Origin of the sequence: Paenarthrobacter sp. CM16 (assembly GCF_013179505.1) — a bacterium.
Lineage (GTDB): Bacteria > Actinomycetota > Actinomycetes > Actinomycetales > Micrococcaceae > Arthrobacter.
This window is the reverse complement of record NZ_JABMCX010000030.1, coordinates 1-25,287: the sequence shown is the minus strand read 5'-3', so window position 1 is coordinate 25,287 and position 25,287 is coordinate 1. Positions and strand designations below refer to the sequence as shown.

At 63.3% G+C, this 25,287-nt stretch carries 21 protein-coding genes and 2 pseudogenes; 5 read left to right on the top strand and 18 right to left on the bottom strand.

What is annotated here, in order from left to right; genetic code table 11:
- The 3 genes from groL to HP499_RS04270 all read right to left on the bottom strand — a co-directional run.
- Positions 1-1,317, bottom strand: a 1,317-nt coding sequence (gene groL / locus HP499_RS04280) for a chaperonin GroEL (RefSeq protein ID WP_172322689.1), incomplete at its 3' end; no start/stop codon positions are given.
- A gap of 84 nt (positions 1,318-1,401) precedes the next feature.
- Entirely contained in the window at positions 1,402-1,698 is a 297-nt protein-coding gene (groES, locus tag HP499_RS04275; protein WP_011775524.1) for a co-chaperone GroES, read from the bottom strand.
- Between the two features lie 191 nt (positions 1,699-1,889).
- Entirely contained in the window at positions 1,890-2,252 is a 363-nt protein-coding gene (locus HP499_RS04270) for a hypothetical protein (RefSeq protein ID WP_172322688.1), read from the bottom strand.
- 67 nt (positions 2,253-2,319) lie between these two features.
- On the opposite strand from HP499_RS04270, the gene HP499_RS04265 reads away from it, so the two are divergent.
- Positions 2,320-3,549 carry a class I SAM-dependent methyltransferase gene (locus HP499_RS04265; RefSeq protein WP_172322687.1) on the top strand — a complete coding sequence of 410 codons (1,230 nt, stop codon included), beginning with the start codon at positions 2,320-2,322 and terminating at the stop codon, positions 3,547-3,549.
- A gap of 4 nt (positions 3,550-3,553) precedes the next feature.
- Here the strand turns inward: HP499_RS04265 and HP499_RS04260 are convergent, their stop codons facing one another.
- The 3 genes and pseudogenes from HP499_RS04260 to HP499_RS25025 form a co-directional block, all read right to left on the bottom strand.
- Positions 3,554-4,366 carry a shikimate 5-dehydrogenase gene (locus HP499_RS04260; protein WP_172322686.1) on the bottom strand — a complete coding sequence of 271 codons (813 nt, stop codon included), beginning with the start codon at positions 4,364-4,366 and terminating at the stop codon, positions 3,554-3,556.
- A 53-nt stretch (positions 4,367-4,419) separates the two neighbouring features.
- Entirely contained in the window at positions 4,420-4,542 is a 123-nt protein-coding gene (ykgO, locus tag HP499_RS04255; protein ID WP_011775528.1) for a type B 50S ribosomal protein L36, read from the bottom strand.
- Between the two features lie 160 nt (positions 4,543-4,702).
- Positions 4,703-5,224 (bottom strand): annotated as a pseudogene (locus tag HP499_RS25025) (GTP-binding protein); the annotation flags it as partial.
- Positions 5,225-5,886: 662 nt separating this feature from the next.
- On the opposite strand from HP499_RS25025, the gene HP499_RS04245 reads away from it, so the two are divergent.
- Positions 5,887-7,038 carry a glutamate--cysteine ligase gene (locus HP499_RS04245; RefSeq protein ID WP_172322685.1) on the top strand — a complete coding sequence of 384 codons (1,152 nt, stop codon included), beginning with the start codon at positions 5,887-5,889 and terminating at the stop codon, positions 7,036-7,038.
- A 9-nt stretch (positions 7,039-7,047) separates the two neighbouring features.
- Here HP499_RS04245 and tsaD read toward each other — a convergent pair whose 3' ends face one another.
- From tsaD to HP499_RS04215, 6 genes are all read right to left on the bottom strand, one after another.
- The gene (gene tsaD, locus HP499_RS04240) at positions 7,048-8,193 is read right to left on the bottom strand and encodes a tRNA (adenosine(37)-N6)-threonylcarbamoyltransferase complex transferase subunit TsaD (protein ID WP_172322684.1); all 1,146 of its coding nucleotides are present in this window, start codon (positions 8,191-8,193) and stop codon (positions 7,048-7,050) included.
- On the bottom strand, positions 8,190-8,687 hold the full coding sequence (gene rimI, locus HP499_RS04235; RefSeq protein WP_172322683.1) for a ribosomal protein S18-alanine N-acetyltransferase: 498 nt from the start codon (positions 8,685-8,687) through the stop codon (positions 8,190-8,192). The genes tsaD and rimI overlap by 4 nt, the downstream gene beginning before the upstream one ends.
- Positions 8,688-8,700: 13 nt before the next feature.
- Positions 8,701-9,372: a tRNA (adenosine(37)-N6)-threonylcarbamoyltransferase complex dimerization subunit type 1 TsaB gene (gene tsaB, locus HP499_RS04230; RefSeq protein ID WP_172322682.1), complete on the bottom strand. Its 672-nt coding sequence runs from the start codon at positions 9,370-9,372 to the stop codon at positions 8,701-8,703.
- Entirely contained in the window at positions 9,372-9,968 is a 597-nt protein-coding gene (tsaE, locus tag HP499_RS04225) for a tRNA (adenosine(37)-N6)-threonylcarbamoyltransferase complex ATPase subunit type 1 TsaE (protein WP_172322681.1), read from the bottom strand. Before tsaE ends, tsaB begins: the two co-directional genes overlap by 1 nt.
- A complete protein-coding gene (gene alr / locus HP499_RS04220; RefSeq protein WP_172322680.1) occupies positions 9,965-11,206 on the bottom strand; it encodes an alanine racemase in 1,242 nt (413 codons plus the stop codon). Before alr ends, tsaE begins: the two co-directional genes overlap by 4 nt.
- Positions 11,207-11,279: 73 nt before the next feature.
- A complete protein-coding gene (locus HP499_RS04215; RefSeq protein ID WP_253951392.1) occupies positions 11,280-12,374 on the bottom strand; it encodes a carbohydrate kinase family protein in 1,095 nt (364 codons plus the stop codon).
- 65 nt (positions 12,375-12,439) lie between these two features.
- On the opposite strand from HP499_RS04215, the gene HP499_RS04210 reads away from it, so the two are divergent.
- Positions 12,440-13,831, top strand: a complete 1,392-nt coding sequence (locus HP499_RS04210; RefSeq protein ID WP_172322678.1) for a 6-phospho-beta-glucosidase — start codon at positions 12,440-12,442, stop codon at positions 13,829-13,831.
- Here HP499_RS04210 and HP499_RS04205 read toward each other — a convergent pair.
- Positions 13,812-14,330, bottom strand: coding sequence for a GNAT family N-acetyltransferase (locus tag HP499_RS04205; protein ID WP_172322677.1), 519 nt, complete (start codon positions 14,328-14,330; stop codon positions 13,812-13,814). The genes HP499_RS04210 and HP499_RS04205 overlap by 20 nt on opposite strands.
- Positions 14,331-14,456: 126 nt before the next feature.
- On the opposite strand from HP499_RS04205, the gene mshA reads away from it, so the two are divergent.
- Together mshA and HP499_RS04195 are read left to right on the top strand one after the other, a co-directional pair.
- Complete coding sequence (mshA, locus tag HP499_RS04200) at positions 14,457-15,701, top strand: D-inositol-3-phosphate glycosyltransferase (protein ID WP_172322676.1); 1,245 nt, start codon at positions 14,457-14,459, stop codon at positions 15,699-15,701.
- A gap of 103 nt (positions 15,702-15,804) precedes the next feature.
- Positions 15,805-17,493 (top strand): formate--tetrahydrofolate ligase, encoded by a 1,689-nt coding sequence (locus tag HP499_RS04195; protein ID WP_172322691.1) that lies wholly within the window; start codon positions 15,805-15,807, stop codon positions 17,491-17,493.
- A 774-nt stretch (positions 17,494-18,267) separates the two neighbouring features.
- On the opposite strand, the gene HP499_RS04190 is transcribed toward HP499_RS04195, so the two are convergent.
- The 5 genes and pseudogenes from HP499_RS04190 to HP499_RS04170 form a co-directional block, all read right to left on the bottom strand.
- On the bottom strand, positions 18,268-19,353 hold the full coding sequence (locus tag HP499_RS04190; protein WP_054808938.1) for an inositol-3-phosphate synthase: 1,086 nt from the start codon (positions 19,351-19,353) through the stop codon (positions 18,268-18,270).
- Between the two features lie 167 nt (positions 19,354-19,520).
- Positions 19,521-20,558, bottom strand: coding sequence for an L-glyceraldehyde 3-phosphate reductase (mgrA, locus tag HP499_RS04185; protein WP_172322675.1), 1,038 nt, complete (start codon positions 20,556-20,558; stop codon positions 19,521-19,523).
- 79 nt (positions 20,559-20,637) lie between these two features.
- Positions 20,638-22,410 carry a malto-oligosyltrehalose trehalohydrolase gene (gene treZ, locus HP499_RS04180; protein ID WP_172322690.1) on the bottom strand — a complete coding sequence of 591 codons (1,773 nt, stop codon included), beginning with the start codon at positions 22,408-22,410 and terminating at the stop codon, positions 20,638-20,640.
- Between the two features lie 57 nt (positions 22,411-22,467).
- Positions 22,468-24,780 (bottom strand): malto-oligosyltrehalose synthase, encoded by a 2,313-nt coding sequence (gene treY / locus HP499_RS04175; protein ID WP_172322674.1) that lies wholly within the window; start codon positions 24,778-24,780, stop codon positions 22,468-22,470.
- Positions 24,777-25,287: pseudogene (locus HP499_RS04170) on the bottom strand (glycogen debranching enzyme); the annotation flags it as partial. The pseudogene HP499_RS04170 and the gene treY, both read right to left, overlap by 4 nt.

Sequence of the window (25,287 nt, the reverse complement as noted above, 5' to 3'; positions counted from 1 at the left end):
AGCAGCTGCCGCGTCACCTTCCAGCGCCTGGACGGCCGGGGACTCATCCAGTGCCTTGAGGGCGTGGATGAGTGCGGAACCGCCACCGGAAACGATGCCTTCTTCAAGTGCTGCACGCGTGGAGGAAACAGCGTCCTCGATGCGGTGCTTCTTTTCCTTCAGCTCAACCTCAGTGGCTGCGCCGACCTTGATGACACCGATGCCGCCGGCCAGCTTGGCCAGGCGTTCCTGCAGCTTTTCCTTGTCCCAGTCAGAGTCCGTCCGGGTGAGCTCAGCACGAAGCTGGGCAACACGGTCCGACACGTCCTGGGCCGAGCCGGCGCCGTCAACAATGGTGGTGTTGTCCTTGGTCACCGTGATGCGGCGTGCGGTACCGAGTACCTCGAGGCCAACGGTGTCCAGGGTCAGGCCGAGGTCCGGGGACACAACCTGGGCGCCCGTGAGCGTGGCGATGTCCTGGAGCATGGCCTTGCGGCGGTCGCCGAAGCCCGGAGCCTTGACGGCTACAACGTTGAGCGTTCCGCGGATGCGGTTGACGATCAGCGTGGACAGGGCTTCGCCTTCGATGTCTTCAGCAATGATGAAGAGCGGCTTGTTGGCCTGCAGGGCCTTCTCCAGCAGCGGCAGGAAGTCCTGCAGCGAGGAGATCTTGCCCTGGTTGATCAGGATGAGGGCGTCTTCGAGGACGGCTTCCTGGCGCTCTGCGTCGGTGACGAAGTACGGGGAAAGGTAGCCCTTGTCGAACTGCATGCCCTCAGTAAGGACCAGTTCGGTCTGGGTGGTGGAGGATTCTTCAATGGTGATGACACCATCCTTGCCCACCTTGCCGAACGCTTCAGCGAGCAGTTCGCCAACTTCGTCGCTCTGTGCGGAGATGGCTGCGACGCTGGCAACCTGGGTGCCTTCTACTTCGCGGGCGTTCTCCAGGAGGCGGGCTGCAACGGCTTCAACGGAAACCTCGATGCCGCGCTTGATCTCACCCGGAGCGGCGCCGGCAGCAACGTTGCGCAGGCCTTCCTTGACCAGGGCCTGTGCCAGAACGGTAGCCGTGGTGGTGCCGTCGCCGGCGACGTCGTTGGTCTTGGTGGCTACTTCCTTGGCCAGCTGTGCGCCAAGGTTTTCGTAGGGGTCGTCAAGCTCAACTTCGCGGGCGATGGTCACGCCGTCGTTGGTGATCGTGGGAGCGCCCCACTTCTTGTCCAGCACGACGTTGCGGCCGCGCGGGCCAAGCGTCACCTTGACAGTGTTGGCGAGCTTGTCGATACCGGCCTCAAGAGACCGGCGGGCAGCATCGTTAAAAGCAAGCTGCTTTGCCATGGTTGTGTCCTTTCAAGACAGAAAACCCGCACCGCTGACGGCTGGAATGATTCCAACGCGACGGCGGTGCGGGGCTCCGGGAAGTTACTTTACGACGATCGCAAGGACGTCGCGGGCGGACAGAACGAGGTACTCGTTGCCGCCGGTCTTGACTTCGGTTCCACCGTACTTGGAGTAGATGACGACGTCGCCAACAGCTACGTCAACCGGTACGCGGTTGCCGTTGTCATCGAAGCGGCCGGGGCCGATTGCAACAACTTCGCCTTCCTGCGGCTTCTCCTGTGCGGAGTCCGGAATGACCAGGCCGGAAGCCGTGGTCTGCTCTGCTTCGAGCGGGCGAACAACAATACGATCCTCAAGAGGCTTAATCGAGACCGACACTCGGACTCTCCTTTTCATGAGCTGATTCATGGACTAAGAACTAGGGTGCCGGAGCGTACAACCGTCGTCGCGGTGCCGGAAGACGCTTGGCGTGATTAGCACCCTCCGGGGGAGAGTGCTAACAAGACTCTATGTAAGCGTTAGCACTCGGTCAAGGCGAGTGCCAGCATTTCGTCATGGGTGAACGTCCGTCAGCGGCCCGTCAGGTCCTCCAGGTCGTAGTCCTGGCCATCGTCATCCTCGTCCAGTGGGGCGTTCCCGCGGTTCATGTACAGGAGCACGGCGGCGGCAACAGCAACGACGCCGGAAATCACCAGGGTGATGATCCCGCCGGTGCGGGCGCCGCTGTAGAGATCCCGGATGTCACGTGCTTCATCGGTGGCGTCACTGACGCTCTTCCCGGCGACGGAATAGGTGGCGGCATTGAAGGAATCCAAGGCGAAGATAATGATCAGCAGGCCGATGCAGACCACGGCGATCACGGCTCCCGCGATGAGGGCGGGTCGCGCAAACTTTGTGATGGTGGAGGGGTGCTGGGCTGCGGTGTCTTCCATGCAAACAACCCTATCGGGCTGCTTCGCCGGTCATGTTCCCAAGTGCCGCGCCGTTAGGCTTAATCCCATGCCTCACGCACCGCAGGAACAGATCGCACCCTTGCTGACCACCGAAGGATGGGAACTTCTTGCCTCCTTGGGGCCCTACCGCGAAGCGGACTCTTTCAGCCTCAACGCCGACCTCAGGAAGGCCGGTCACTCCCCTGAACTGGTGGCCGCCGTCCTCACGCAATCCAGGTTGCGGACACGTGCGGAGGTAAAGTTCGGTGAGTTTGCCCGGCAGATGCTGTTCACCCAAGCAGGGTTGGAACAGGCCACGCGCCTGAACGTGGCTGCCCGGCATGCCGAACGCTTCATCAAGGCCGGGATTTCCCATGTGGCCGATCTCGGCTGTGGCCTCGGCGCCGACTCCATGGCCATGGCGTCCATGGACATCTCGGTAACTGCCGTTGAAATGGATGAAACCACTGCCGCCTGCGCCACCATCAACCTCATGCCGTTTCCGCATGCCACTGTGGTGCACTCCGATGCCACGTCCGTGGAACTGGACGGGATCGACGGCGTATGGCTGGACCCCGCACGACGCACCACCTCTACGTCGGGAACCAAGCGGATCTGGGACCCCGAAGCTTTCTCTCCTCCGCTGTCCTTCGTGGAGAAACTGGCAGCAACCGGACGTGCCATCGGCGTCAAAATGGGGCCGGGCATCCCCCACGAATCAGTCCCCTCCGGCTGTGAGGCCCAATGGGTCTCGGTAGGCGGTGACGTCACCGAGGTGACCTTGTGGTTCAACGCCGTGGCCCGCCCCGGAGTGCGCCGTGCGGCTTTGGTCATCGGCAGCCAGGGCGCGGCTGAAATCACCAGCGGCGAGGACTTCGACGGCGGCCCGGCAGCCGCCGTCGGGCCTGTGGAGGGTTTCCTCTACGAACCCGACGGCGCCGTGATCCGCGCCGGACTGGTGGCTGACATCGCAGAACAATTGGGCGGGCATCTGGTGGACGAACACATCGCCTACATCTGCGCTCCCGGGCTGCACGACACACCTTTTGCCCGCGCTTACAAGGTGCTGGAAGTAATGCCCTACAACGTCAAGGCCCTCAAAGCCTGGGTGAAAAGCAACGGCATCACCGTTCTGGACATTAAGAAGCGTGGCACGGCCGTGACTCCTGAGGAACTGCGCAAGCAACTTCTTCCCGCCAAACCCGTCAAGGGCAAAGACGCGAAAACAGCCACCCTCGTCCTCACCAGGATCGGCGAGGAAAGAGTGGCTGTTGTGGTGGAGCCGGTAACGGGCTAGGGCGTCAGCGGCGGGAGAACTCCGAGGCTTCGCGGACCTGCTCAGCGCTGGGGCGCACGCCCGTGTAGAGGACAAACTGTTCCTCGGCTTGGATGGCAATGACCTCCGCGCCCGTGATTACCTTCTTGCCCGCCTTCCGGGCAGCGCTGATCAACGGGGTCTCGGACGGCAAGGCCACGACGTCAAAGACCACCTGTGCCGCGCCGATTGTGGCGTCATCGAAGGACTGGGCCGCCTCGTCCGCGCCCGCCATCCCCAGCGGGGTGACGTTGATGATGAGGTCCGCTGTTGAGCCATTGACGTCGTCCTGCCAGCTGAATCCGTAAAGGTCCGCGAGGGCCCTGCCGGTGGCTTCATTCCGGGCCACGATAGTGACGGCAGTGAACCCGGCGTCCCGGAGGGCGGCGGCGACTGCCTTGGCCATGCCGCCGGCACCGCGGAGCAGAACGGTGTGGCTGTTGGGGACCTGATGGTCCTTCAGGAGCCGTGCAATGGCGATGTAGTCGGTGTTGTAGGCGGTGAGGACGCCGTCGTTATTGACAATGGTGTTCACCGAATCGATGGCTTTGGCTGAGGGGTCCATCACGTCAACCAACGGGATGACGGCTTCCTTGTAGGGCATGGACACCGCGGCGCCCCGGATGGGGAGGCCGCGGATGCCAGCCACTGCGAGCGTGATGTCCGCCGGGGCGAATGCCTTGTAGACAAAGTTCAGGCCGAGCAGATCGTACAGATAATTGTGGAACCTGGTCCCGATGTTGCTGGGCCGGGCCGCAAGCGAAATGCACAGGGACATGTCTTTGTTCAGGATTGGCATTCCCCCATTAAACAACGCACCCCTGACACTGCCGTTCCAGCGCTGCCGTGCGACTAACCCTGGCGCGCCTTCATCCTCGGGTTGTTCTTGTTAATGACGAAGGTACGCCCGCGCCGGCGCACGATCTGCGCGCCGGGGATCTTCTTGAGGGCACGCAGCGAATTCCTGACCTTCATGGTATTTCTCCTTCTGTTGGGTGTTGCGGCTTAGAGGGCGTCGCTGAGTTCCAGGGGGTCGTCCCAGACGCCGAAGTCCAGTTTCGGCTTCCGTCAATTGGCATCCGTCCAAGAGTTCGCGGATTTCGGCGGGATCAATGTCCTCCGAGCGTCCGGTAACGGCCAGGACAGTGCCGCGGTCCCCGTGGTGCGGATGCCAGTCAAGGAAGGCATCGACATCGGAGCCGGCCTTTCCTGCAGGCCCCTTGCCAAGGCCCGCTTCGGCGGAGTCGGCCACCCAGTTCCCGGTACTTTCGAGCCATACCCTGGGCCCTATGCCCTGGACGGCGATCCTCCGCGTGGGAGCCGACGCGATCCAGAGACGGCCGCGCAGCCAATGGGTCCCGATCGCCAGTTGCGGCAGGGCATCCCGGAACCGTCCGGGGTGGAGCGGACGGCCGGTTCTGTGAAGCACGGTCCGAAAGGGGCCCGGCGCCTGGTTCAGGGGAACACGCACGACGCCGGGCCGGTTGCGTGCCGCTGCTTCGGCATCGTCAAAGCATCCCGGCCGGAATTCGTCAGCCGCTCCGACGGCGTGGGCATGGGGTGCCAACTGGCCCAGCAGTTCCAGGCCAAGGAGCCATGGCTCCGCCCCCTCGCGGGGGTCCCCGGTCAGCACTGCCCCCAGGCCCGGGTGGACCATTACGGTGTCCACCTGGCCGAACTCACCGATCAGGAATTCGCCACTGGTGCGCTCGTCCTGGGGCATGGAGGTGAAGCCGGATTCGTAAAGTGTGTGGCGATCCCAGATGTGGTCATCCAGATCCGCAGGGTCGATGGCGAGCACGGCGTTGTCGATCTCAGCCGGCCGGCTGAGGCCACGGCGAAGCTCTGCCACGGCCATTCCGGCGGCAACACCCGGCGGCAGGCCAAGCACCACATGGTCAAAGCCGCACGCTGCGAGCCGTTCCGCCGTTGGAACAACGTCGAGCCGGACAGTGCAGCTGAGGCAACCGTGCTCCAGGACCGTGGTTTCGCGTTCGAAGAGCTGCCCGCCGCGGTAGACGCGACGAAGGACCAGTGAACCGTCCAGGAGATCGTGGAGGACCACCACGGAGTTCTCATGGGTGCGGCCGAGCCTCGTGGTGGCGGCCTCCCGGCATTGGCTGTCCAGGGAACTGACGACTGTGAGGTGCATGGGTTGAGTCTAATGCGAACTGTTCTCATTAGCAAACGAGAGAAGATGACGGGGCGCCTGCCCGCCGATATTACGGGTGTTCCCGCTGCATTAGACTTGATCCGACCGCTGGCGGCCCCACAGCGGGGAACCGTGTCCGGCTGATACCACCGCAATGAGGGGACTACGTGCAGATTGATTTTGCGCCATCCAGGCAATCGACACTGGGTGTGGAATGGGAGTTGGCGCTCGTCAATGCACGCACCGGGGAACTTGTATCGGTGGCGAACGATGTCCTGAAGGGTGTCGCCGCCAACCACCCGGACCTCAATGAGGACGACGAACACCCCCATATCAAGCGCGAACTGCTTCTCAATACTGTGGAACTGGTCACCGGCATCTGCGAGACCGTCAAGGACGCCAAAGAGGACCTTGGCCGTTCACTCGCTGCGGTCCGCGAAGTTACGGACCCCATGGGCGTCGAAGTCTTCTGCGCAGGCAGCCACCCCTTCAGCCCTCCCCTGCTCCAACCCGTCACGGACAAAGAGCGCTACGCCAAACTCATCGAGCGGACCCAATGGTGGGGCCGCCAGATGGTCATATACGGCGTGCACGTCCATGTGGGCATTGACCGCCGCGACAAAGTCCTCCCCATCCTGGATGGCTTGGTCAACTACTTCCCGCACTTCCAGGCACTGTCCGCCTCCAGCCCCTACTGGGCGGGTGAGGAAACAGGGTATGCATCCCAACGCGCCCTGATGTTCCAGCAGCTTCCCACCGCCGGGCTGCCCTTCCAGTTCGAAACCTGGGAGGCGTACGAGTCCTACGTCCAGGACATGTTCACCACAGGGGTCATCGACTCCACGTCCGAAATCCGGTGGGACATCCGCCCCGTTTCAAACCTGGGCACCATCGAAATGCGCATCTGCGACGGCCTGGCCACGCTTGAAGAAGTAGGCGCCATTGCTGCGCTGACCCAGTGCCTGGTGGACGAGTTCTCCTCAACCCTGGACGCAGGCGGCAGCATTCCCACCATGCCGCCATGGCATGTCCAGGAGAACAAATGGCGTGCCGCGCGGTACGGCATGGAGGCCATCATCATCCTTGACGCCCAGGGCAATGAGCAGTTGGTCACCGAACACCTCGCCGAGACAGTCGCCCGGCTGGAACCAGTGGCAGCTAAGCTCGGTTGCTCCGAAGAGCTGGCCGACGTCTTGAAAATCATCGAACGCGGAGCCAGCTACCAGCGCCAACGGCGTGTTGCTGCCGAGCACGACGGAGACCTGCAGGCAGTTGTCATGGACCTCGTACAGCAGATGCGCAAGGGTCCGGACGCTTAACTCCCCACGCTAGGCCGGTACTGACACCGTCGTGACCGGCATGGAGGAATCGGGGGCAAAGCCAATTCCGCTCGGCCCAACACCTGCCATGATCAACTGCGCACCGAGGGCCGCCACCATGGCACCATTGTCAGTGCACAGGTTTAGGGGTGGGACGTGGAGCCTGATCCCTGCCGAAGCACAGCGTTGCCCGGTCAGTTCCCTCAACCGCGAGTTCGCTGCCACTCCTCCACCGAGAAGGACATCGGTAATGCCATGTTCCTTGCAGGCCAGGACGGCCTTGGAACTGATCACGTCCACCACGGCTTCCTGGAAAGCCGCCGCAATGTCTGCCACGGGCACTTCCTCACCCCTGGCCTCAAACTGTTCAACGCACCGGGCCACGGCTGTCTTCAAGCCGCTGAAAGACCAGTCATAACGGTGCGGGCCCTTCTCTTCGGCCGTTCCCATGTACTTCGGCTGCGAGAGGCCCCGGGGGAAACGGATTGACTTGGGATTGCCCTGGCGTGCCAGTTTGTCAATGGCAGGTCCACCCGGGTACCCGAGGCCGAGGATGCGCGCCACCTTGTCGTAGGCTTCGCCTGCGGCGTCGTCGATGGTTGAACCCAGCAACTCCACGTCGTCAGTGATGCTCCTGATGCGCAGAATCTCCGTGTGCCCACCCGAGACCAACAGTGCGCCGAGATTTTCCGGCAACGTGCCGGCACCCAGGCCGGCGGCAGCACCGGCGTCGGGCTTGCCATCCTGCGCCGACGTGCGATCAAGGAGACCCACCCCAACGTGCGCCACCAAATGGTTGATGGCGTAGAGCGGCTTGCCGGTAGCGACGGCCAAGGCCTTGGCAGCACAAACACCTACCATCAGTGCGCCTGCGAGCCCCGGACCCGAAGTGACGGCGATGGCATCAATTTCATCCAACGTCACACCAGCCTCCTGCAGCGACTCCTGCAAGGTGGGCACAAAGGCGTCCAGGTGCGCGCGGGAAGCGATCTCCGGGATGACGCCGCCAAAACGTACATGCTCCTCCATGGACGAGGACACCGTGTTGGTGAGCAGCGTGTTGCCCCGCACGATCCCTATACCGGTCTCGTCGCACGAGGACTCGATGCCAAGCACCAAAGGCTGCTTGGGGTGTTCCGGATAAGCGCCGCTCACGCTGTAGCTCCTTCGTGGGGTTTGTTCAGTTCAAGCCGCATGATCAGGGCATCCGTGCCGTCCCGGTAATAGCGGGGACGGACGTGGATCTGTTCGAAGCCGAAGCGCAGGTACAACTGCTGGGCGCGGGGGTTGTCCGCCCGCACCTCCAGGAGGACATCGGCCGCGCGGCGGCGCCGTGCTTCATCGATGAGTTCGGTCAGGACGGCGGAGCCAATGCCCTTTCCTTCGAATTCAGGCACGACGGCGATCGTCTGGACATCCGCGATCGGCTCAATGCACATCAACCCGGCATACGCCACGATCTCCCCGGCGACCTCGGCCACCACATAGCGACGGGTTTCAGGCTGGGCCAGTTCATCGAAGAACATCTGCAAGGGCCACGCATCCACCGGAAACAACCGGCGCTCCAGGGTCTCCACCGCAGGGATGTCGGCCTCGGTCATGTCGCGGAGGCGAACCCCTGCGAGTTCAGGCTTGGGTGGGAATTTCACAGTTTCCGCTCCCTCACAGCGCGCGCTTACGTGGCCCGGGTACCTGGGCGTCGGACTCCCTCAGGTACAGCGGGGTGGAGTCCAACAAGGCCTGCCCCGCAGTGAGTCTGGCCAAAGCGAACTGGCCCAGTGCGGCCGCGTCAGGCTGGGTGGCGGCAAAGTCCTCATTCGCCTTAAGGACATCGGCATACAAGCCTGCGCCTGCACCAAACACCGGCAAGTCCGGAAGTTCGGAGGCGAAACCAACATGGGGGCCGTCCACGAGCTCGGGAAGCTGATCCTGTGCCAGCGTGTAGCGGGCCCAGTAAACCTCTTTGCGCCGCGCATCCGTGGCCACCAGGAATTCAGGAGTGGCAGCAGTGGACTCCGCCACCTCCAAGGCGATCGCATCCAGGCTCATGAGTCCGTACAACGGTTTGTTCCAGACGAAGGCCAGGGTTCGCGCAGTCGCAATGCCGGAGCGCAGACCCGTAAACGGGCCCGGTCCAACCCCGGCGACAATCGCATCGATATCCGCACCCGTAACTCCGGCTCCGGCCAGGAGTTTTTCGATCCCGGGCGCCAGGACTTCAGCATGGCTGCGGGTGTCTTCGGTGGCGAAGGAATCCACCACGCTCTCCATGGCGTCATTGGAAATCAGTGCGGCGCTTGCCACGGCCGAGGTGTCTATTGCCAGGATCAGCATTAGTTGCCTTTCTCTGGTGATGGGGCTTCCAGGACCCGCGGAACCTCAGCCCAGCGGGGACCGTAACCACGGAAATCAAGGGTGCGGGGTTCGTCGTCGTCATCGGTGTCGAAGTCCAGGACGTCGCCGTCCGTTGGGGTTGCCGGGGCTGCCGGGTTTGCCGCGACCGCCCCGCCGACCGACCGGTGCAGGTCAATCTCCAAACGGCTGTCCGAGAGGTGCTCCACCCGGTCCCGGCCCCACTCCACTACGGTAACGGCAGTGTCCATGGTGTTCTCCAGATCGATGTCATCGATCTCCGCTGACGAATCCAGCCGGTAGGCATCCACATGGACCAGATCCGGGCCTCCGGGTCGCGGGCCATCGGCAAGGTTGGGATGGATCCGTACCAACACGAACGTGGGTGAAATGATGCCCGCACGCACCCCAAGGCCTTCGCCCAGCCCTTGGGTGAACGTCGTCTTACCCGCACCCAGCTCGCCGGTCAGGACCAGGAGATCCCCGGCTTCAAGTACCCCACCCAATGCTGCTGCGAGCGCATGCGTCTGCTCCGCCGTCGTGACCTTGAGCGTCCGCTCCCACTGGGCTTCGCTCATAGCGCTGCCGTCCTTGCTGCGCTGTGGGCATCGGCCGGGGCGGGCAGCTCGTTGACGTAGCTGCGTGGCACCCTGGGGCTGATGCGGGTGACGATTTCGTAGTTGTTGGTGCCCGCGGCCGCGGCCCAGTCGTCAGCCGTAGGGCCTCCGTCTGCACCGTTGCCGAACATGACGGCTTCGGCACCCTTGAGGCCTGCCGCCTTTTCAGGGGACACCGGTCCCAGGTCGATCACCATCTGGTCCATGGCAATTCTGCCTACCACCGAGTAATTGGTTCCGTCCACCCTCACAGGACCTCCGGTGGCAATGCGGGGGACACCGTCCGCGTAACCCAACGGCACCAGGCCCAGTGTGCTTTCCTGGCTGGTTCGGTAGTTGAGTCCGTAGGAAACGCCCTGGCCTTCGGGGACCTTCTTGCAGTTGGACAGCAGGGTCCGGACCGTCATGGCCGGATGCAGCCCAAGTTCCGCGGACGTTGCCCCTTCGAACGGCGACAATCCGTAGATGCCAAGGCCTACGCGGACAAGGTCGAAGTGGGAGTCCGGGCGGGACAGCGTGGCCGGGGTGTTGGCGATGTGACGGACTTCAGTGTCCACACCGGCGTCCTCAGCCATGGCGATTGCCTCACGGAATACTGCCAGCTGTTCATCGGTTTCGGGACGGTGCGGCTCATCTGCCACGGCGAGGTGCGAGAAGATGCCCACCACGCGCAGCAGGCCTTGGTCCTGGTAGTCCATGGCTTGACCCACCAACTGGTCCCAGTCGGCAATGGTGCAACCGTTACGACCCAGCCCGGTGTCTACCTTCAAATGAACGCGCGCGGGCCGTTCCTGTTCGCGGGCTGCCGCTACCACGGCGTCCAGCTCCCAGCCGGAAATTCCGACGTCGACACCGGCGGCTACTGCTGCCTGGAAGTTACTCTCACGGGTGTGCAGCCAAGCCAGCAAGGGCGCATCCACACCGGCGGCGCGCAAGGCGAGCGCCTCGGAAATGTGCGCCACACCCAACCAGGCCGCCCCGGCGTCGAGCGCTGCGCGGGCCACTTGGACGGCTCCGTGGCCATAAGCGTCAGCCTTGACCACGGCCATGACAGCTGCCGGGGAGGCGATGCCGACGAATTGACGAACGTTGTGCCGCACGGCTTCGAGGTCAATGATGGCGGAGCGTTCCAGCACCGCCGATTTTGCTATGGAGGCTTTCGACCCGATACCGATATCTGCAGCTGCTTCGTAAGTCACCCTAGAGATTCTAGTAGGGCCGGTGAATTCGGGTTAACTGCCGGCCCTTCCTGTGCTTCGCCACTGTGCGTCGCTACTGTGCGTCCGACAAATGCGCGATCGTGGCCCGGGCACGTCGCTGGGCTTCGGCCGGGATATCCTTGACGATCGGTTCCAGGAACGCGAAGCGCCGCAGCCACTGGCTGGACTGCCGTTCCTTCCGCGCATTGGCCCGCTGCCACCAGTCCGCGATGTCACCCCATCCCGGAGCCGCCAGTGAGCCACCCACTTCCTGGACTGCCAGTGAGGCGCACAGGTTGGCGAAGCGAAGCCGGTCCCCCAACCTCCACCCCGCCAGGCAACCCACTATGAAGGCCGCCCCAAAGCAGTCGCCCGCGCCTGTGGGGTCGTAGGCCGAGACCGGGAGGGAGGGCACCCATTCTTCCTCGCCGGTCTCGGAGTCCACTGCAACCGCGCCTTGGGGTCCGAGCGTCACCACGGCCACGGGAACGCGGTCTGCCAGGGAGTACAGCGCAGCCCACGGGTCCGCTTTGCCGGTGAAGGCCATGGCTTCGGGCGCATTGGGCAGGAAGGCATGGAAGTTTTCCAGTAAGTCCAGCCGCCGTTCGGACCACTCCCCTGTGGGGTCCCAACCCACCACACCGAAAAGTTTGGTGCCGCTTTCCTTTGCCGCGAGCATCCACGGCTCCAGTTCTTCACCCAGGTCAGCGACGGCGGCGAGCGCCCTGGGCGGTTTGCCCATGAGCTCCGAAGAACTGATGGGCGCCGGATGTCCGTGGGTGACCATGGACCTGTCCTGGTTCACGCAGAGGGATACGGTCACGGGTGAGTGCCAGCCCGGAACCTTCCTCGAAAGTGAGAGGTCCACGTGTTCCTGGCTTTCGAGGATCTGCCAGTTGTAGTCTCCGTAGCCATCGTCCCCGAAGGTGGCGGCGAGATTGGTGCGCAGGCCCAGCCGGGCAGCAGCGATGGCTTGGTTGGCCACCCCGCCGGGGCAGCTTCCCATGCCCTCGCTCCAGATCTCCGTGCCGGGTTCGGGCGAGTGGGGCAGGCCCGTGAAGATGATGTCCTGGAAAACCGTTCCTGTCAGGAGGAGGTCGCAGTGTTGCTCCCCGTCGGACCGTATGGAAGCAAGGGGATCAAAGCGTCGCTGGGGCATAGCGTCCATGCACCGCAGACTACGCTGCACCTTACCGGGCTGCATAGATGGGGAGGCGTGCATAGACTCGGGTCATGCGGCTCATGATCGCCGGTGGCGGCGGCTTCCGGGTACCCCTTGTCTACCGGGCCTTGTGCACGGGCCCCTTCGCCGGCCTGGTGGAGGAGTTGGTGCTCTTCGATGTGGACGCCGAGCGGCTGGCAGCTATTGAGGCCGTCATACGGGACATGCCCGCCGCGGACGGTTCCCCGCCCGTCGTCGTGGTGTCCACCGACCTGCACGAGGCTCTCACCGGAACGGACATGGTGTTTGCGGCCATCCGGCCGGGCGGCACTGCGGGGAGGATCTCCGACGAACGCGTGGCATTGGACTTGGGCTTGCTCGGACAGGAAACCACGGGCGCCGGCGGGATCGCGTACGCGCTCCGTTCGATCCCCCGCATGCTGGAACTCGCCGAAGCGATGCGGCAGCATTGCCCCGAGGCCTGGCTCATCAATTTCACCAATCCCGCCGGCATGGTCACGGAGGCTTTGGTACCAGTGTTGGGGCGGAAGGTCATCGGCATCTGCGATTCCGCAAGCGGCCTGGTCCAGCGGGCGGCGCGGGCTGCCGGCTCGCCGCTGGCCGAAGGAAAGCTCGACGGCGTGGGCTACTTCGGGCTGAACCACCTCGGCTGGCTCTATCGGCTGGCTCCCGGCGGGCAGGACCTGTTGCCAGGGCTGCTCGCCGACCACGCTGCGCTCGAGTCCATGGAAGAAGGCAGGTTGTTCGGGCAGCACACCCTGCTCCAGCTCGGCTGCCTGCCCAACGAATACCTGTACTACTACTACCAAACGACGCAAGCCACCGACGCCATCCGGAGGCAACGCGAAACACGGGGGACCTCCATCCACCACCAGCAGAGTTCCCTCTACCCTGCCCTGGTCCAGGCCCCGCACGCCTTTGAGTTGTGGGACAGCGCCCGCAGGTCCCGTGAGGAAGGCTACCTGGCAGAGGCCCGCGCCCAAGGCGAGCAACGGTACGAGGCCGATCTCGCAGGCGGCGGCTATGAGCGCGTGGCGTTGTCCGTAATGCGGGCGTTGTCCGGCGGTGGTCCTGCCCGGCTGATTCTGAACGTGCCCAACGCCCCGGTGTCGCTTGCCGGGCCTGTTGCCGAGGTGGCGGTGCCCGGTTTGCCGGCGGACGCCGTCGTCGAGGTTCCCTGCGAGGTGACGGACGACGGCGCGTGGCCGCTTGCACAAGAACGGCCCGGCGGGCAGTTCCTCACGCTGATGCAGCACGTCAAGGAGGTGGAGCGACTGACGATCAGAGCAGTGGTGCACGGCGAGCGCAGTGCGGCCGTCGGGGCGTTCGCGGCGCATCCGTTGATTGGTTCGGAGGCGCTGGGAGAGCAGCTGCTGGCCGGATACGAGGCCGCATTTCACGAACTGCAAAGGTTGTGGGGAGCTACAGCTTCCGGTACATGACGTGCAGGCCGACGTACCCGATTTCCGGGTGATCGAACGCTTCAGGCACCGTGGCCAATATCCGGAAGCCCATGGACTGCCACAGCCACACCGCCCGGACGTTGCTTTCCACCACGGCGTTGTACTGCATGGCGTAGAAGCCTGCTGCCTTGGCTTCGCTCAATGAATAGGCACAGAGTGCGCGGGCAATTCCCTGCCCCGAGTTGTTGGCTCCCACCATGTACCCGGCGTTGGCCACGTGGCTGCCGCCTCCGGCCTGGTTGGCGTGGAACTCCCCTGTTCCCAGGATGTCGCCTGAGTCCTTGCCCACAGCTACGAACGTCTGGCCGGGGGCTTCCTTGGTCCATTTGCTCCGGGCTGCTTCTTCTGCGGTGTCGCGGTCCCAGGTGAAGGTCTCACCGGCGCGGATCACCGGTTCCAGGATGGCCCAGATCCCGGGCCAGTCTTCAGGGGTGGCTTTGCGGATGTCGAAAGTCTGTTCTTGGCTCACAGGCGCCACGGTAGCAGTCTTGTCCACATAGCCGGGTTGCCGTGGGATGGCTTGGATCAGCAGGAGTAGTGTTTTCTGCAGGGCAAAGGCGTGTTTGCTGTTTGCTGTTTGCTGGGAAGTGTCAGGAGGAATGCGGTGCCGTTGATCCGTCGGGTGGCGTTCCTGTCCTTGCACACCTCCCCCATGGAACAGCCAGGAGCCGGAGACGCCGGTGGGATGAACGTCTACGTGCGGGCCTTGGCCATGGCACTCGCGGAATCCGGCGTGGAAGTCGAAATCTTCACCCGGTCCACCAAAGCCGGCCAGGCCGCCGTCGAACATCCCGGGCCGGGCGTCTGCGTCCATAACGTCATGGCGGGACCGCGCCATAAAGTGCCCAAGGAAGAGCTGCCCGCCCTCCTGCACCAGATGGTGGAACAAATCGACCGGATCCGTGGAAGCCAACTGCACGGCCGCTACGACGCCATCCATTCCCACTATTGGGTTTCCGGTGTGGCGGGACTTGAACTGTCCCAGCTCTGGGGTGTTCCCCTGGTGCACACCATGCACACCATGGCCAAGGTCAAAAACCTCGTCCTGGAATCCGGTGAGCGGCCCGAGCCCCGTCGGCGTGAAGAGGGTGAGCAGCGGATCGTCGATGGCGCGGCCCGGCTGGTGGCCAACACTCCTGCCGAAGCCGAAGAGCTGGTTTCCCATTACGGGGCCGATCTCGACAGGATCGACGTCGCCCCGCCCGGCGTGGACCTCAAAGTATTTACGCCATCCTTCCGGCGGAAGTCACGTTCCCTGCGGGGTGTCAGGCCGGACAGCTTCCATATCCTCTTCGCCGGCAGGATCCAACGGCTCAAAGGACCGCAGGTTTTTGTCAAGGCCGCGGGAATCCTCCGCAAGCGCCGGCCGGACATCGATCTTGAAATGACAATTTTGGGTTCGCTCAGCGGGGCCAAGGACTTCAACCTCCAGCACATCATCGAAGACGCCGGGCTGGCCGACGTCGTCACGCACCGGCCGCCGGTTGTGGCTCCGGAGCTGGCCAGCTGGTTCCGCTCCGCAGACGTGGTGGTAATGCCCTCCTTCAGCGAATCATTCGGTTTGGTGGCCTTGGAAGCACAGGCGTGCGGTACACCCGTAGTGGCCACTAACGTCGGCGGCCTCTCCCGCGCCATTTCCGACGGCCGCACCGGCATGCTGGTGGACGGGCACGACCCCTCTGATTGGGCAGACGCGCTGGAGGACCTCTACGACGACGTCCAGACACGGGAAGACATGGGCCGGTTGGCTGCCACCCATGCCGAGTCCTTCGGATGGCAGCGGACGGCAGCCATCACCCTGGAAAGCTACCGCGAAGCAGTAGGCGGCCTGTTGGTTCCCCGGCGCTGAGTCTTCGCCGGATCACCAGCAGGGACTGGTAGATTGACGCGCACAGCGAACCAACGCCTGCAGCACCAAGCCCGCTGCGGGGACAACCAGCCGAAGGACAATGATGTCTGAAGACAAGGTCATGTCGGATCTTGAGATTGCCCGCAACGCCACCATCCTGCCCATTGTGGACATCGCCCAACAGGCGGGCATACCCGTGGACGCCCTTGAGTTGTACGGGCCCTACAAGGCCAAGATCAATCCGGCCAAGCTGGTCTTTCCTGCGGGCAAGTCCTCCGGCAAAGTGGTGCTGGTCTCGGCAATGTCCCCCACCCCGGCAGGTGAAGGCAAGTCAACCACCACCGTAGGCCTTGCGGACTCCTTGGCCCGGGCAGGACACAAGGTGATGATTGCCCTTCGCGAGCCCTCCCTCGGTCCCATCCTGGGCATGAAGGGAGGAGCCACCGGCGGCGGATACTCCCAAGTGCTGCCGATGGATGACATCAACCTGCATTTCACCGGCGACTTCCATGCGATCACGTCCGCCAACAACGCCCTCATGGCGCTGGTGGACAACCACATTTTCCAAGGCAACGAACTCGGCATCGATCCCCGGCGCATGACCTTCAAACGGGTGCTGGACATGAACGACCGCGCGCTGCGGGAAGTGGTCATCGGTCTCGGCGGACCTGTGCAGGGCGTGCCCAGACAGGACGGCTTTGACATCACTGTCGCGTCCGAAATCATGGCGGTGTTCTGCCTGGCCAAGGACCTGGACGACCTCCGCGCACGGCTCGGCCGGATCACTTTTGGTTACACCTATGATCGCGCACCGGTCACAGTTTCGGACCTTGGCGTAGAGGGTGCCCTGACCATGCTGTTGAAGGATGCCATCAAGCCCAACCTGGTCCAGACCATCGCAGGAACGCCGGCGTTGGTCCACGGTGGCCCGTTCGCCAACATCGCCCATGGCTGCAACTCACTCATAGCCACCAGCACGGCCATGCAGCTGGCCGACATCGTGGTCACTGAAGCCGGGTTCGGAGCCGATCTCGGCGCTGAGAAGTACATGGACATTAAGGCGAGAATCGACGAGGTGGCCCCATCCGCCGTCGTGGTTGTTGCCACCATCCGTGCCCTCAAGATGCAGGGCGGGGTCCCCAAGGACCAACTCAGCCAGCCGAACGTAGAGGCCGTGGCTGCCGGAGTGGAGAACCTCCGGAGACACGTCCGGAACGTCTCGAAGTTCGGCATCTCCCCCATCGTGTCCATCAACAAATTCGCCACGGACACCCCCGAGGAACTGGAATGGCTGCTCGCTTGGTGCGCGGCGGAAGGCGTGGAAGCCGCCGTCGCCGATGTCTGGGGCCGGGGCGGAGGGGGCGACGGTGGTGACGAGCTTGCCACAAAGGTGGCAGCGGCCCTGTCCTCGCCGTCGGACTTCCACCATCTCTACCCGCTGGAGCTGCCTGTGGAGGAGAAGATCCGGACCATCGTGCAGGAAATCTACGGGGCCGACGGCGTCGAATTCTCGGTTCCTGCCCTCAGGCGCCTTGCCGAGATCGAGAAGAACGGCTGGCAGGACTTTCCCGTCTGCATGGCCAAGACACAGTACTCATTCACGGACGATGCCTCCAGGCTGGGGGCGCCCAAAGGTTTCACAGTGCACGTCCGCGAGCTGATCCCCAAGACCGGCGCCGGGTTCATTGTCGCGTTGACCGGCGCTGTCATGACCATGCCCGGGCTGCCCAAGGAACCGGCCGCCATGCGCATGGACGTGGACGCCGAAGGTCAACCCACGGGCCTATTCTGACCCTCTCCCACATCCCTCGGGCTTCAACCCAACCCCCTCCCACATCCCTCGGGCTTCAACCCAACCCTCTCCCACAACCCCCGGGCACCAACCCAATCCCCTCCCACAACCCCCGGGCACCAACCCAACCCCCTCCCACAACCCCCGGGCTTGGACGGGTTACGGCTGCACTGTTTCCCGAGCCGGCCGGCTTGATGGGAGGCTGCAGTTTGTGAATATTTGAAGCCGCTGCCCGTTGGGGATCTGTGGCTGCATTTGTCCGCGAATCGATCGGCGAAGCAGGTAGCTAAAAAATCGAGGATGGGCAGTACTTTTAGGAACGGGCTCGTGCCTGCGCCGGCACCCGGAGGACGCGGGAGTCCCGACCCGGATCCGGTACCCGATGATCGGGGGCTTGTGGCGCGGGGAACACCAGACAATCTTGGCCGAAAACGAACGGTTGTAAGCAGAGGTCGAGTCCCTGGGACATGTCAACGAAGTCTTTGCTGCGAAGCAATGTAGAGCCAGGGACCTGATAGAGGGACACACCCAAACCCGCGGGACCTGAAAGAGGGAGCCACCCAAACCCCCGGGACCTGAAAGAAGGACCCACCCAAACCCGCGGGACCTGATAGAGGGACCCACCCAAACCCGCGGGACCTGAAAGAGGGACGCGCCCAAACCCGCGGGACCTGAAAGAGGGACGCGCCAAAACCCGCGGGACCTGATAGAGGGTCCGGGATACGACAAACGCCCCCGTATCGGAATACAGGGGCGCCTGGCGTGAAGGAACGTTTAGCGTTCGATGTCGCCGCGGATGAAGGCTTCAACCTTGTCGCGGGCGAGGTCGTCGTTGAACTGCTCCGGCGGGGACTTCATGAAGTAGCTCGAAGCGGAGAGCAGCGGGCCGCCGATGCCGCGATCCAGGCCGATCTTCGCAGCGCGGATGGCGTCGATGATCACGCCGGCGGAGTTCGGGGAGTCCCAGACTTCGAGCTTGTACTCGAGGGAAACGGGGGCATCGCCAAAGTTGCGGCCTTCAAGGCGTACGAAGGCCCACTTGCGGTCATCGAGCCAGGCAACGTAGTCGGACGGTCCGATGTGGACGTCATCGGCGTGCAGCTCAGCTTCAACGTTGGACGTAACAGCTTGGGTCTTGGAGATCTTCTTGGACTCAAGGCGGTCGCGCTCCAACATGTTCTTGAAGTCCATGTTGCCGCCGACGTTCAACTGGTACGTGCGGTCCAAGGTGACACCGCGGTCTTCGAACAACTTGGCCATGACGCGGTGCGTGATGGTGGCACCGATCTGGCTCTTGATGTCATCGCCAACAATCGGGACACCGGCTTCGGTGAACTTGTCAGCCCACTCCTTGGTGCCTGCAATGAAGACGGGCAGTGCGTTGACGAAAGCAACGCCGGCGTCGATGGCGCACTGGGCGTAGAACTTTGCAGCCTGGTCCGAGCCAACGGGCAGGTAGCAGACCATGACGTCGGCCTTGGCTTCGCGGAGAGCGGCGACAATGTCAACGGCTTCTTCCGAAGCTTCAACGATCGTTTCGCGGTAGTACTTACCCAAACCATCCAAGGTGTGGCCGCGCTGAACAGTCACACCCGTGGCGGGAACGTCGGCGATCTTGATGGTGTTGTTTTCGCTGGCACCGATGGCGTCCGCGAGGTCCAGCCCAACCTTCTTGCTATCGACGTCGAAAGCAGCAACGAACTGGACGTCGTTGACGTGGTACTTGCCGAACTCCACGTGCATCAGACCCGGGATCGTGGCCTTGGGGTCAGCGTCGCGATAGTACTGAACACCTTGGACCAACGATGCGGCGCAGTTACCTACGCCGACAATGGCAACACGAATCGGATGTGAAGACACGGAACTCCTTTTGAGAAATAACCTCAGGTGCCAGGCGCATCCTGACTGAGTCCAGGGCACGGCTGAATGGCACGGCGCCATTCGGCGCACACTTGCATTGTAACCAACACAGCGGGAGCCGGTTTTGTTCCCTGCCGGCCCCCGCTGTTTGTGTCAGTCCATGGAAGCTACTTCTGCTCCCACAGGTTGATGTCCGATTCCACGGCGAATTCGTCAATCGCGGTCAGCTCATCGGTGGTGAACTTCAGGTTGTTGATTGCGCTGAGGGTGTCCTCGAGCTGCGCCACGCTGGAAGCACCAACCAGCGCAGAGGTGACGGGCGAGCCCTTGGGCTGGTCGCGCAGGATCCACGCAATGGCCATCTGCGCGAGCGTCTGCCCACGCCCCTCGGCAATGGCGTTCAGTCCCCGTACGCGGTCCAATTTGTCTTCGGTCAACGCGGACTCCGAAAGGAACCGTTCCTTTGCTGCACGGGAGTCGGCCGGAACACCGTTGAGGTACCGGTTGGTGAGCATTCCCTGGGCCAGAGGCGAGAACGCGATGGAACCGGCACCCACTTGGTCCAGTGCTTCGTAGAGGTTGGGCGAGCCGTTCTCTGTCCAGCGGTTCAGCATGGAGTAGCTGGGCTGGTGGATGAGCAGCGGGGTTCCGAGTTCCTTGAGGATCCGTGCAGCTTCGAGCGTCTGCTCAGGAGTGTAGGAGGAGATACCGGCATAGAGGGCCTTGCCGGACCGGACCGCGTAGTCCAACGCACCCATGGTCTCTTCCAGGGGTGTCTCGGGATCGGGTCGGTGACTGTAGAAAATGTCCACATACTCCAGGCCCATCCGCTCCAGCGACTGGTCGAGGCTGGAGATCAGGTACTTACGGGACCCCCACTCGCCGTAAGGGCCGGGCCACATGTAGTAGCCGGCTTTGGTGGAGATCACCAGTTCGTCACGGTACGGCTTGAAGTCGTCCTTCAAGTGACGCCCGAAGTTGGTCTCCGCTGATCCGTCCGGCGGTCCGTAGTTGTTGGCGAGGTCGAAGTGGTTCACGCCGAGGTCGAAGGCACGACGCAGGATGGCGCGCTGTTCGTCGAATCGTTTGTCGTCGCCGAAGTTGTGCCAGAGGCCCAGCGAGATTGCGGGGAGCTTCAGTCCACTGCGTCCGACGCGGCGGTAGGGCATGGTTTCGTAGCGGTTTTCCGCAGCCGAATAAGTCATACGTACCATCCTGCCACTGCACAAACGGGGGCGACGGCGGTGTCCGCCATGTGGGCGCCGTCACCCCCGTTGGACAGGCTTAGTGGACGCGCACGACGGCGGCGCTACCGCCGGGAAGCGTCAACGTACCATCTTCCAGGGCTGCTTTGTTGTCGGTAGCCAGCAACACCGAGCCGCTCAGCGGGGTCTCGAGAGCTTCGTCCCCGAAGTTGCAGACCACCCGGACCTTTCCGCGGGAGAACTGAAGCCAGTGTTCGTCGTCGTCGAACTCAACGGATGTCGCCTCGAAGCCGCCCTCAACCAGCTCCGGAGTATTCCGGCGCAGCTGTGCTAAATCCCTGTACAACTGCAGCAAGCGCCCGTGATCGCCTTCACCGGCTTCGTCCCATTTGAGCTTGGAACGCTGGAACGTTTCCGGGTCCTGCGGGTCGGGCACCACAGCGGGGTCCCATCCCATGCGTTCGAACTCCTTGATCCGCCCCTCCGCCGTAGCCTTTCCAAGCTCAGGTTCCGGGTGGGAGGTGAAGAACTGCCAGGGAGTGGAAGCCCCGAACTCCTCGCCCATGAACAACATGGGCGTGAAGGGGGACGTCATGGTCAGCACAGCACCGATAGCCAGCTTTCCGTAGGACAACGACGCAGTGAGCCGATCACCGGTTGCCCGGTTGCCGATTTGGTCGTGGTTCTGCAGGCACACCACCAGTGCGGACGGGTGGGCGAGGTCGTGCCTGATTGGCCTGCCATGGTGTCGTCCCCGGAAGCTGGAGTAGCTGCCATCATGAAGGAAGCCGTGCTCCAGGACCTTCGCCAGGACGGCAAGGGAGTCAAAGTCCGCGTAGTAGCCGGTGGTCTCCCCGCTCAGGTTGACGTGCACTGCGTGGTGGAAGTCGTCGCTCCATTGGCCCTCGAGCCCATAACCGTTGTCCTTGCGCGGGTAGATGAGCCGCGGATTGTTCAGGTCCGATTCCGCGATCATGGTCCGGGGAATTCCCGTCTCCGCCTCGATTTCATCCCCCAGTGCTCCGAACTCCTCGAGGATGTGCACGGCGCGCTCGTCGCGCAAGGCATGAACAGCATCAAGACGCAGTCCGTCCACGTGATAGTCCCGAAGCCACATGGCGGCGTTTTCGAGGATGTAGCGGCGAACATCGTCTGATCCAGGTCCGTCCAGATTGACCGAGTCACCCCAGGTGTTGCCCTCCCCCGCCTTCAGGTAGGGACCGAATTTGGGCAGGTAGTTCCCACTCGGTCCAAGGTGGTTGTACACAACATCCTGGATGACTCCCAAGCCAGCGGCGTGCGCGGCATCAACGAATCGCTGGTACGCAGCCGGGCCGCCATAGGGCTCGTGGACGGCGTACCAGAGAACGCCGTCGTAACCCCAGTTGTGGACTCCGTTGAAACCGTTGACCGGCAGCAGCTCGATGAAGTCCACACCCAGGTCCACCAGGTAGTCCAGCTTGCCGGCGGCTGCATCCAAGGTGCCCTCAGGGGTGAAGGTGCCCAGGTGCAGTTCATAGATGACAGCCCCCTTGAGTTGCCGGCCCTTCCAGCCTGAGTCCTGCCACTGATGGGCGGAGGGATCAAACGTGGCGGACAACCCGTGAACGCCGTCCGGTTGGCGCCGCGAGCGCGGATCCGGGAACGGCCCTTCGCCATCGACGATGTACCCGTACGGCACACCGTCGCCTTCCTGACCGGCCGCCTCAGCCGGCGCCCGCCACCAACCGGGCGCGGCGCCGTCGTGGTGTTGTTCCATGGTGTACTCGCGCCCATCGGCAAGAAGCCGGACCGAATCAGCGTTCGGCGCCCAGACGTCGTAGCGGTTTTTTCCAGCAGCGTGCTCCAGCATCATGCTCCCTTATGCGTGTTCAAGCGTGCGTTGCAGCGATGGTTGTGATGACGTGCGTTAGTCCGTTGGCACCAGCAGGGCCACAGGGTACTTATCAAGGAGCGTCACCAGGGGGATGGTGCCGGCATCATAGGTAGCGCCCGTGAGTTCGTCCCTGACGGTGGTGGACACCTCGATTGACGTGTCCCGCCACCCGCCGTCCCCGGCAAGACGCTTGGGCAGGCGCGTGGCAACGGTGAGGGCACCGCGTCCTTCGGCGCCGCGGTCGAAAGCCACTACGTGACCGGCCGCGGAACCTTGCGCTACTACCGGCACATAGCCGCCGAACAGCTCGGGCCGGTCGCGCCGCAGCCTGAGGGCACGGGACACCACCAACAACTTGGCGGCTTCGTCGGTGAATGACGGCGAGGCCCCCTTGTCCAGCTCTTCCAACGCAGACATCCGGGCTTGGAAGTCAACAGGGCGCCTGTTGTCCGGGTCGGTCAGGGAACCGTCCCGGAACTCCGAGCCTTGGTAGACGTCGGGAACACCGGGCATGGTCAGCTGGATCAGCTTGGCTGACAACGAATTGGAGGTCCCATACGGTTCAAGCTCCGCTACGAAATTAGCCAGCGCCGCTGCAACCTCAGGCACATCAAAAACGGAGTCGACGGCGGCAGCCAGGTGACGCTCGAACTCTTGGTCGGGGTCGGTCCAGTTGGTGGAATTCCCGGCTTCACGCGCCGCCTTCAGGGCATACGACTGCAGCCGTCCCCGGTCTGCCGGCCATGCACCAACAATTGACTGCCACACCAGCGCGGCCAACGGGCCATCTGGAATCGGGGCCAACTCCTGGACCGTCCCGAGGAAAAGTTCCCACTCCGGGACGGCCTCGGAAATGACCGATATACGCGCCCGGGCGTCCTCGCTTCGTTTGGTGTCATGGGTGCTCAGCGTGGTCATGGACAGAGGCAAGGCCTGCTGTCGGCGGACCATGCGCTCATGGAAGACCTCACTGGAAACAGCGAATTCGGTGGGATCGGCACCCACCTCCGTCAGTGTCCCCAGACGGGTGTAACGGAAGAAGGCCGTGTCCTCCACACCCTTGGCCATGACCATGCCGGAGGTCTGCTGGAACCGCTGGGCCAATGCACCGGAGGAATCAAGCAGCAGCGGGGTCAGGTCTTCCAGCACATCCTTGAGATCCGCACGGCTTTCCGCGGCTCGGTGGATGGATTCCACCAAGACGTCCTCGCCGTAGGGCAGATAGGTGCGGTAGATGGGGAAGCAGCAGATGACTTCCGCGATGGCGTCGGCCACCTTGTCCGCGGGCAAGTCCATGGACGGTGGTACCAGGCGTGCGAGCCTGAGGATTTCCGACCTCAGAATGCCGTCCGCGATGCGGCGCTTGGTGCCGTGGATCATGGTCTCGTAGTCCGCCGGGGCGTCCGCATCCCGCAGCCTGGCATCGAGCGAGTCGAGGTATTCCTCCGCTGCGGGGTCCACAAAGAGCCGGTCCACATCGGCGAGGGCGTCGTAGCCGGTGGTACCTTCACAGTCGAAGGTTTCCGGCAATTGTTCGCCCGGTTCCAGGATTTTCTCGACAAGAAGATATGCCCCGCCCGTGGCTTCCCGCAGCCTCGACAAGTAGCCCTCAGGATCTGCGAGCCCGTCCGGGTGGTCGATCCTGAGACCGTCCACCAGGCCCTCACGGAACCAACGCACGATCTCTTGGTGGGACTCGTCGAAGACCCATGGGATCTCGACCCGAAGCCCGGCCAAGGTGTTGACGGCGAAGAAGCGTCGGTAGTTCAGTTCGGCATCTGCCCTGCGCCATCCCATGAGCTGGTAGTGCTGACGGGCATGGACGTCCCGGGGGCTGTCCCCTGGGCCGTAGGTGCCATCTGCCAACGGGAAACGGTGATCGTAGTAGTGCAGTTCGCCATCCACCACAGTGAGTTGGTCGAGGTCGTCGTCGCTGCCCAGCACCGGGATACGGATCTTCCCGCCACCGAAGTCCCAGTCGACGTCGAAGGCCTCGGCGTACTTGGACCCGCGACCTTCCTTCAGGAGCTGCCACCACCAGGAGTTCTGTCCGGGTGTGGCAACGCCCATGTGGTTGGGCACGATGTCGGCAAGGACGCCCAGACCCTGCTCACGGGCAGCTTTGGACAAAGCCGTGAGCCCTTCAGGACCTCCGCGTGCAGGGTCCACAGTGGAAGGATCGGTGACGTCGTAACCGTGGTCCGAGCCCTCCTCCGCCGTCAGGATGGGTGACAAGTACACCCAGTCAATGCCGAGCGAGCGCAGGTAGCCTGTGAGTTCCGCCGCGTCCTGGAGTGTCAGCCCGGGTCGGATCTGGAGCCGGTAGGTGGAGACTGGCGTTTTCATGAGTCCGCCTTCTTAGCTTCTCCGGTTTCCTCGTTTGCCGGTGCTTCGCCCTTGTAGTCGAAGGGCAGCGACGTCACGGCCGGAGCCGTGATGGATGCCGTTTCCGGGGTGCTCGTTTGCGTCAGCGCAGCCAACGAGGCCGCCACCGAATGGTCGGGCTCAATCTCCGGAGTGCTGTGGGCACGGAGCACCACCAGTGACTTTGCCCCGACCATGAGGATCTGGTCAGGTTTGACGACGCCTGCCTCTGCGCCTTCACCAGCGGTGTCGATCATGATGTCCCAGGCCGGAGCGTACTCATCGGACGGGATCCGGAAGCCTACCTCGTCCTGGTCTGCATTGAAGTAGAGCAGGAAGTTGACGTCGGTAATGCGCCGTCCCTGGTTGTCGCGTCCGTGAATGCCGTCGCCGTTGAGGAACACGCCCACTGAGCGGCCCAACGCCTCATCCCAATCCGAGGGACTCATGGTGCTCGCGTCAGCATCCAGCCAAACGATGTCAGGGAGA

What these genes read in the sequence shown, in the direction of transcription:
- tsaE (WP_172322681.1), bottom strand. Translation starts at nt 9,968, where the DNA reads ATGAGCGAAGCCCAGTGGGAGCGGACGCTCAAGGTCACGACGGCGGAG.
- ykgO (WP_011775528.1), bottom strand. Translation starts at nt 4,542, where the DNA reads ATGAAGGTCAGGAATTCGCTGCGTGCCCTCAAGAAGATCCCCGGCGCG.
- HP499_RS04260 (WP_172322686.1), bottom strand. Translation starts at nt 4,366, where the DNA reads ATGCCAATCCTGAACAAAGACATGTCCCTGTGCATTTCGCTTGCGGCC.
- mgrA (WP_172322675.1), bottom strand. Translation starts at nt 20,558, where the DNA reads ATGACTTATTCGGCTGCGGAAAACCGCTACGAAACCATGCCCTACCGC.
- HP499_RS04215 (WP_253951392.1), bottom strand. Translation starts at nt 12,374, where the DNA reads ATGGACGCTATGCCCCAGCGACGCTTTGATCCCCTTGCTTCCATACGG.
- HP499_RS04195 (WP_172322691.1), top strand. Translation starts at nt 15,805, where the DNA reads ATGTCTGAAGACAAGGTCATGTCGGATCTTGAGATTGCCCGCAACGCC.
- treZ (WP_172322690.1), bottom strand. Translation starts at nt 22,410, where the DNA reads ATGCTGGAGCACGCTGCTGGAAAAAACCGCTACGACGTCTGGGCGCCG.
- treY (WP_172322674.1), bottom strand. Translation starts at nt 24,780, where the DNA reads ATGAAAACGCCAGTCTCCACCTACCGGCTCCAGATCCGACCCGGGCTG.
- HP499_RS04265 (WP_172322687.1), top strand. Translation starts at nt 2,320, where the DNA reads ATGCCTCACGCACCGCAGGAACAGATCGCACCCTTGCTGACCACCGAA.
- HP499_RS04270 (WP_172322688.1), bottom strand. Translation starts at nt 2,252, where the DNA reads ATGGAAGACACCGCAGCCCAGCACCCCTCCACCATCACAAAGTTTGCG.
- HP499_RS04210 (WP_172322678.1), top strand. Translation starts at nt 12,440, where the DNA reads ATGCGGCTCATGATCGCCGGTGGCGGCGGCTTCCGGGTACCCCTTGTC.
- tsaB (WP_172322682.1), bottom strand. Translation starts at nt 9,372, where the DNA reads ATGCTGATCCTGGCAATAGACACCTCGGCCGTGGCAAGCGCCGCACTG.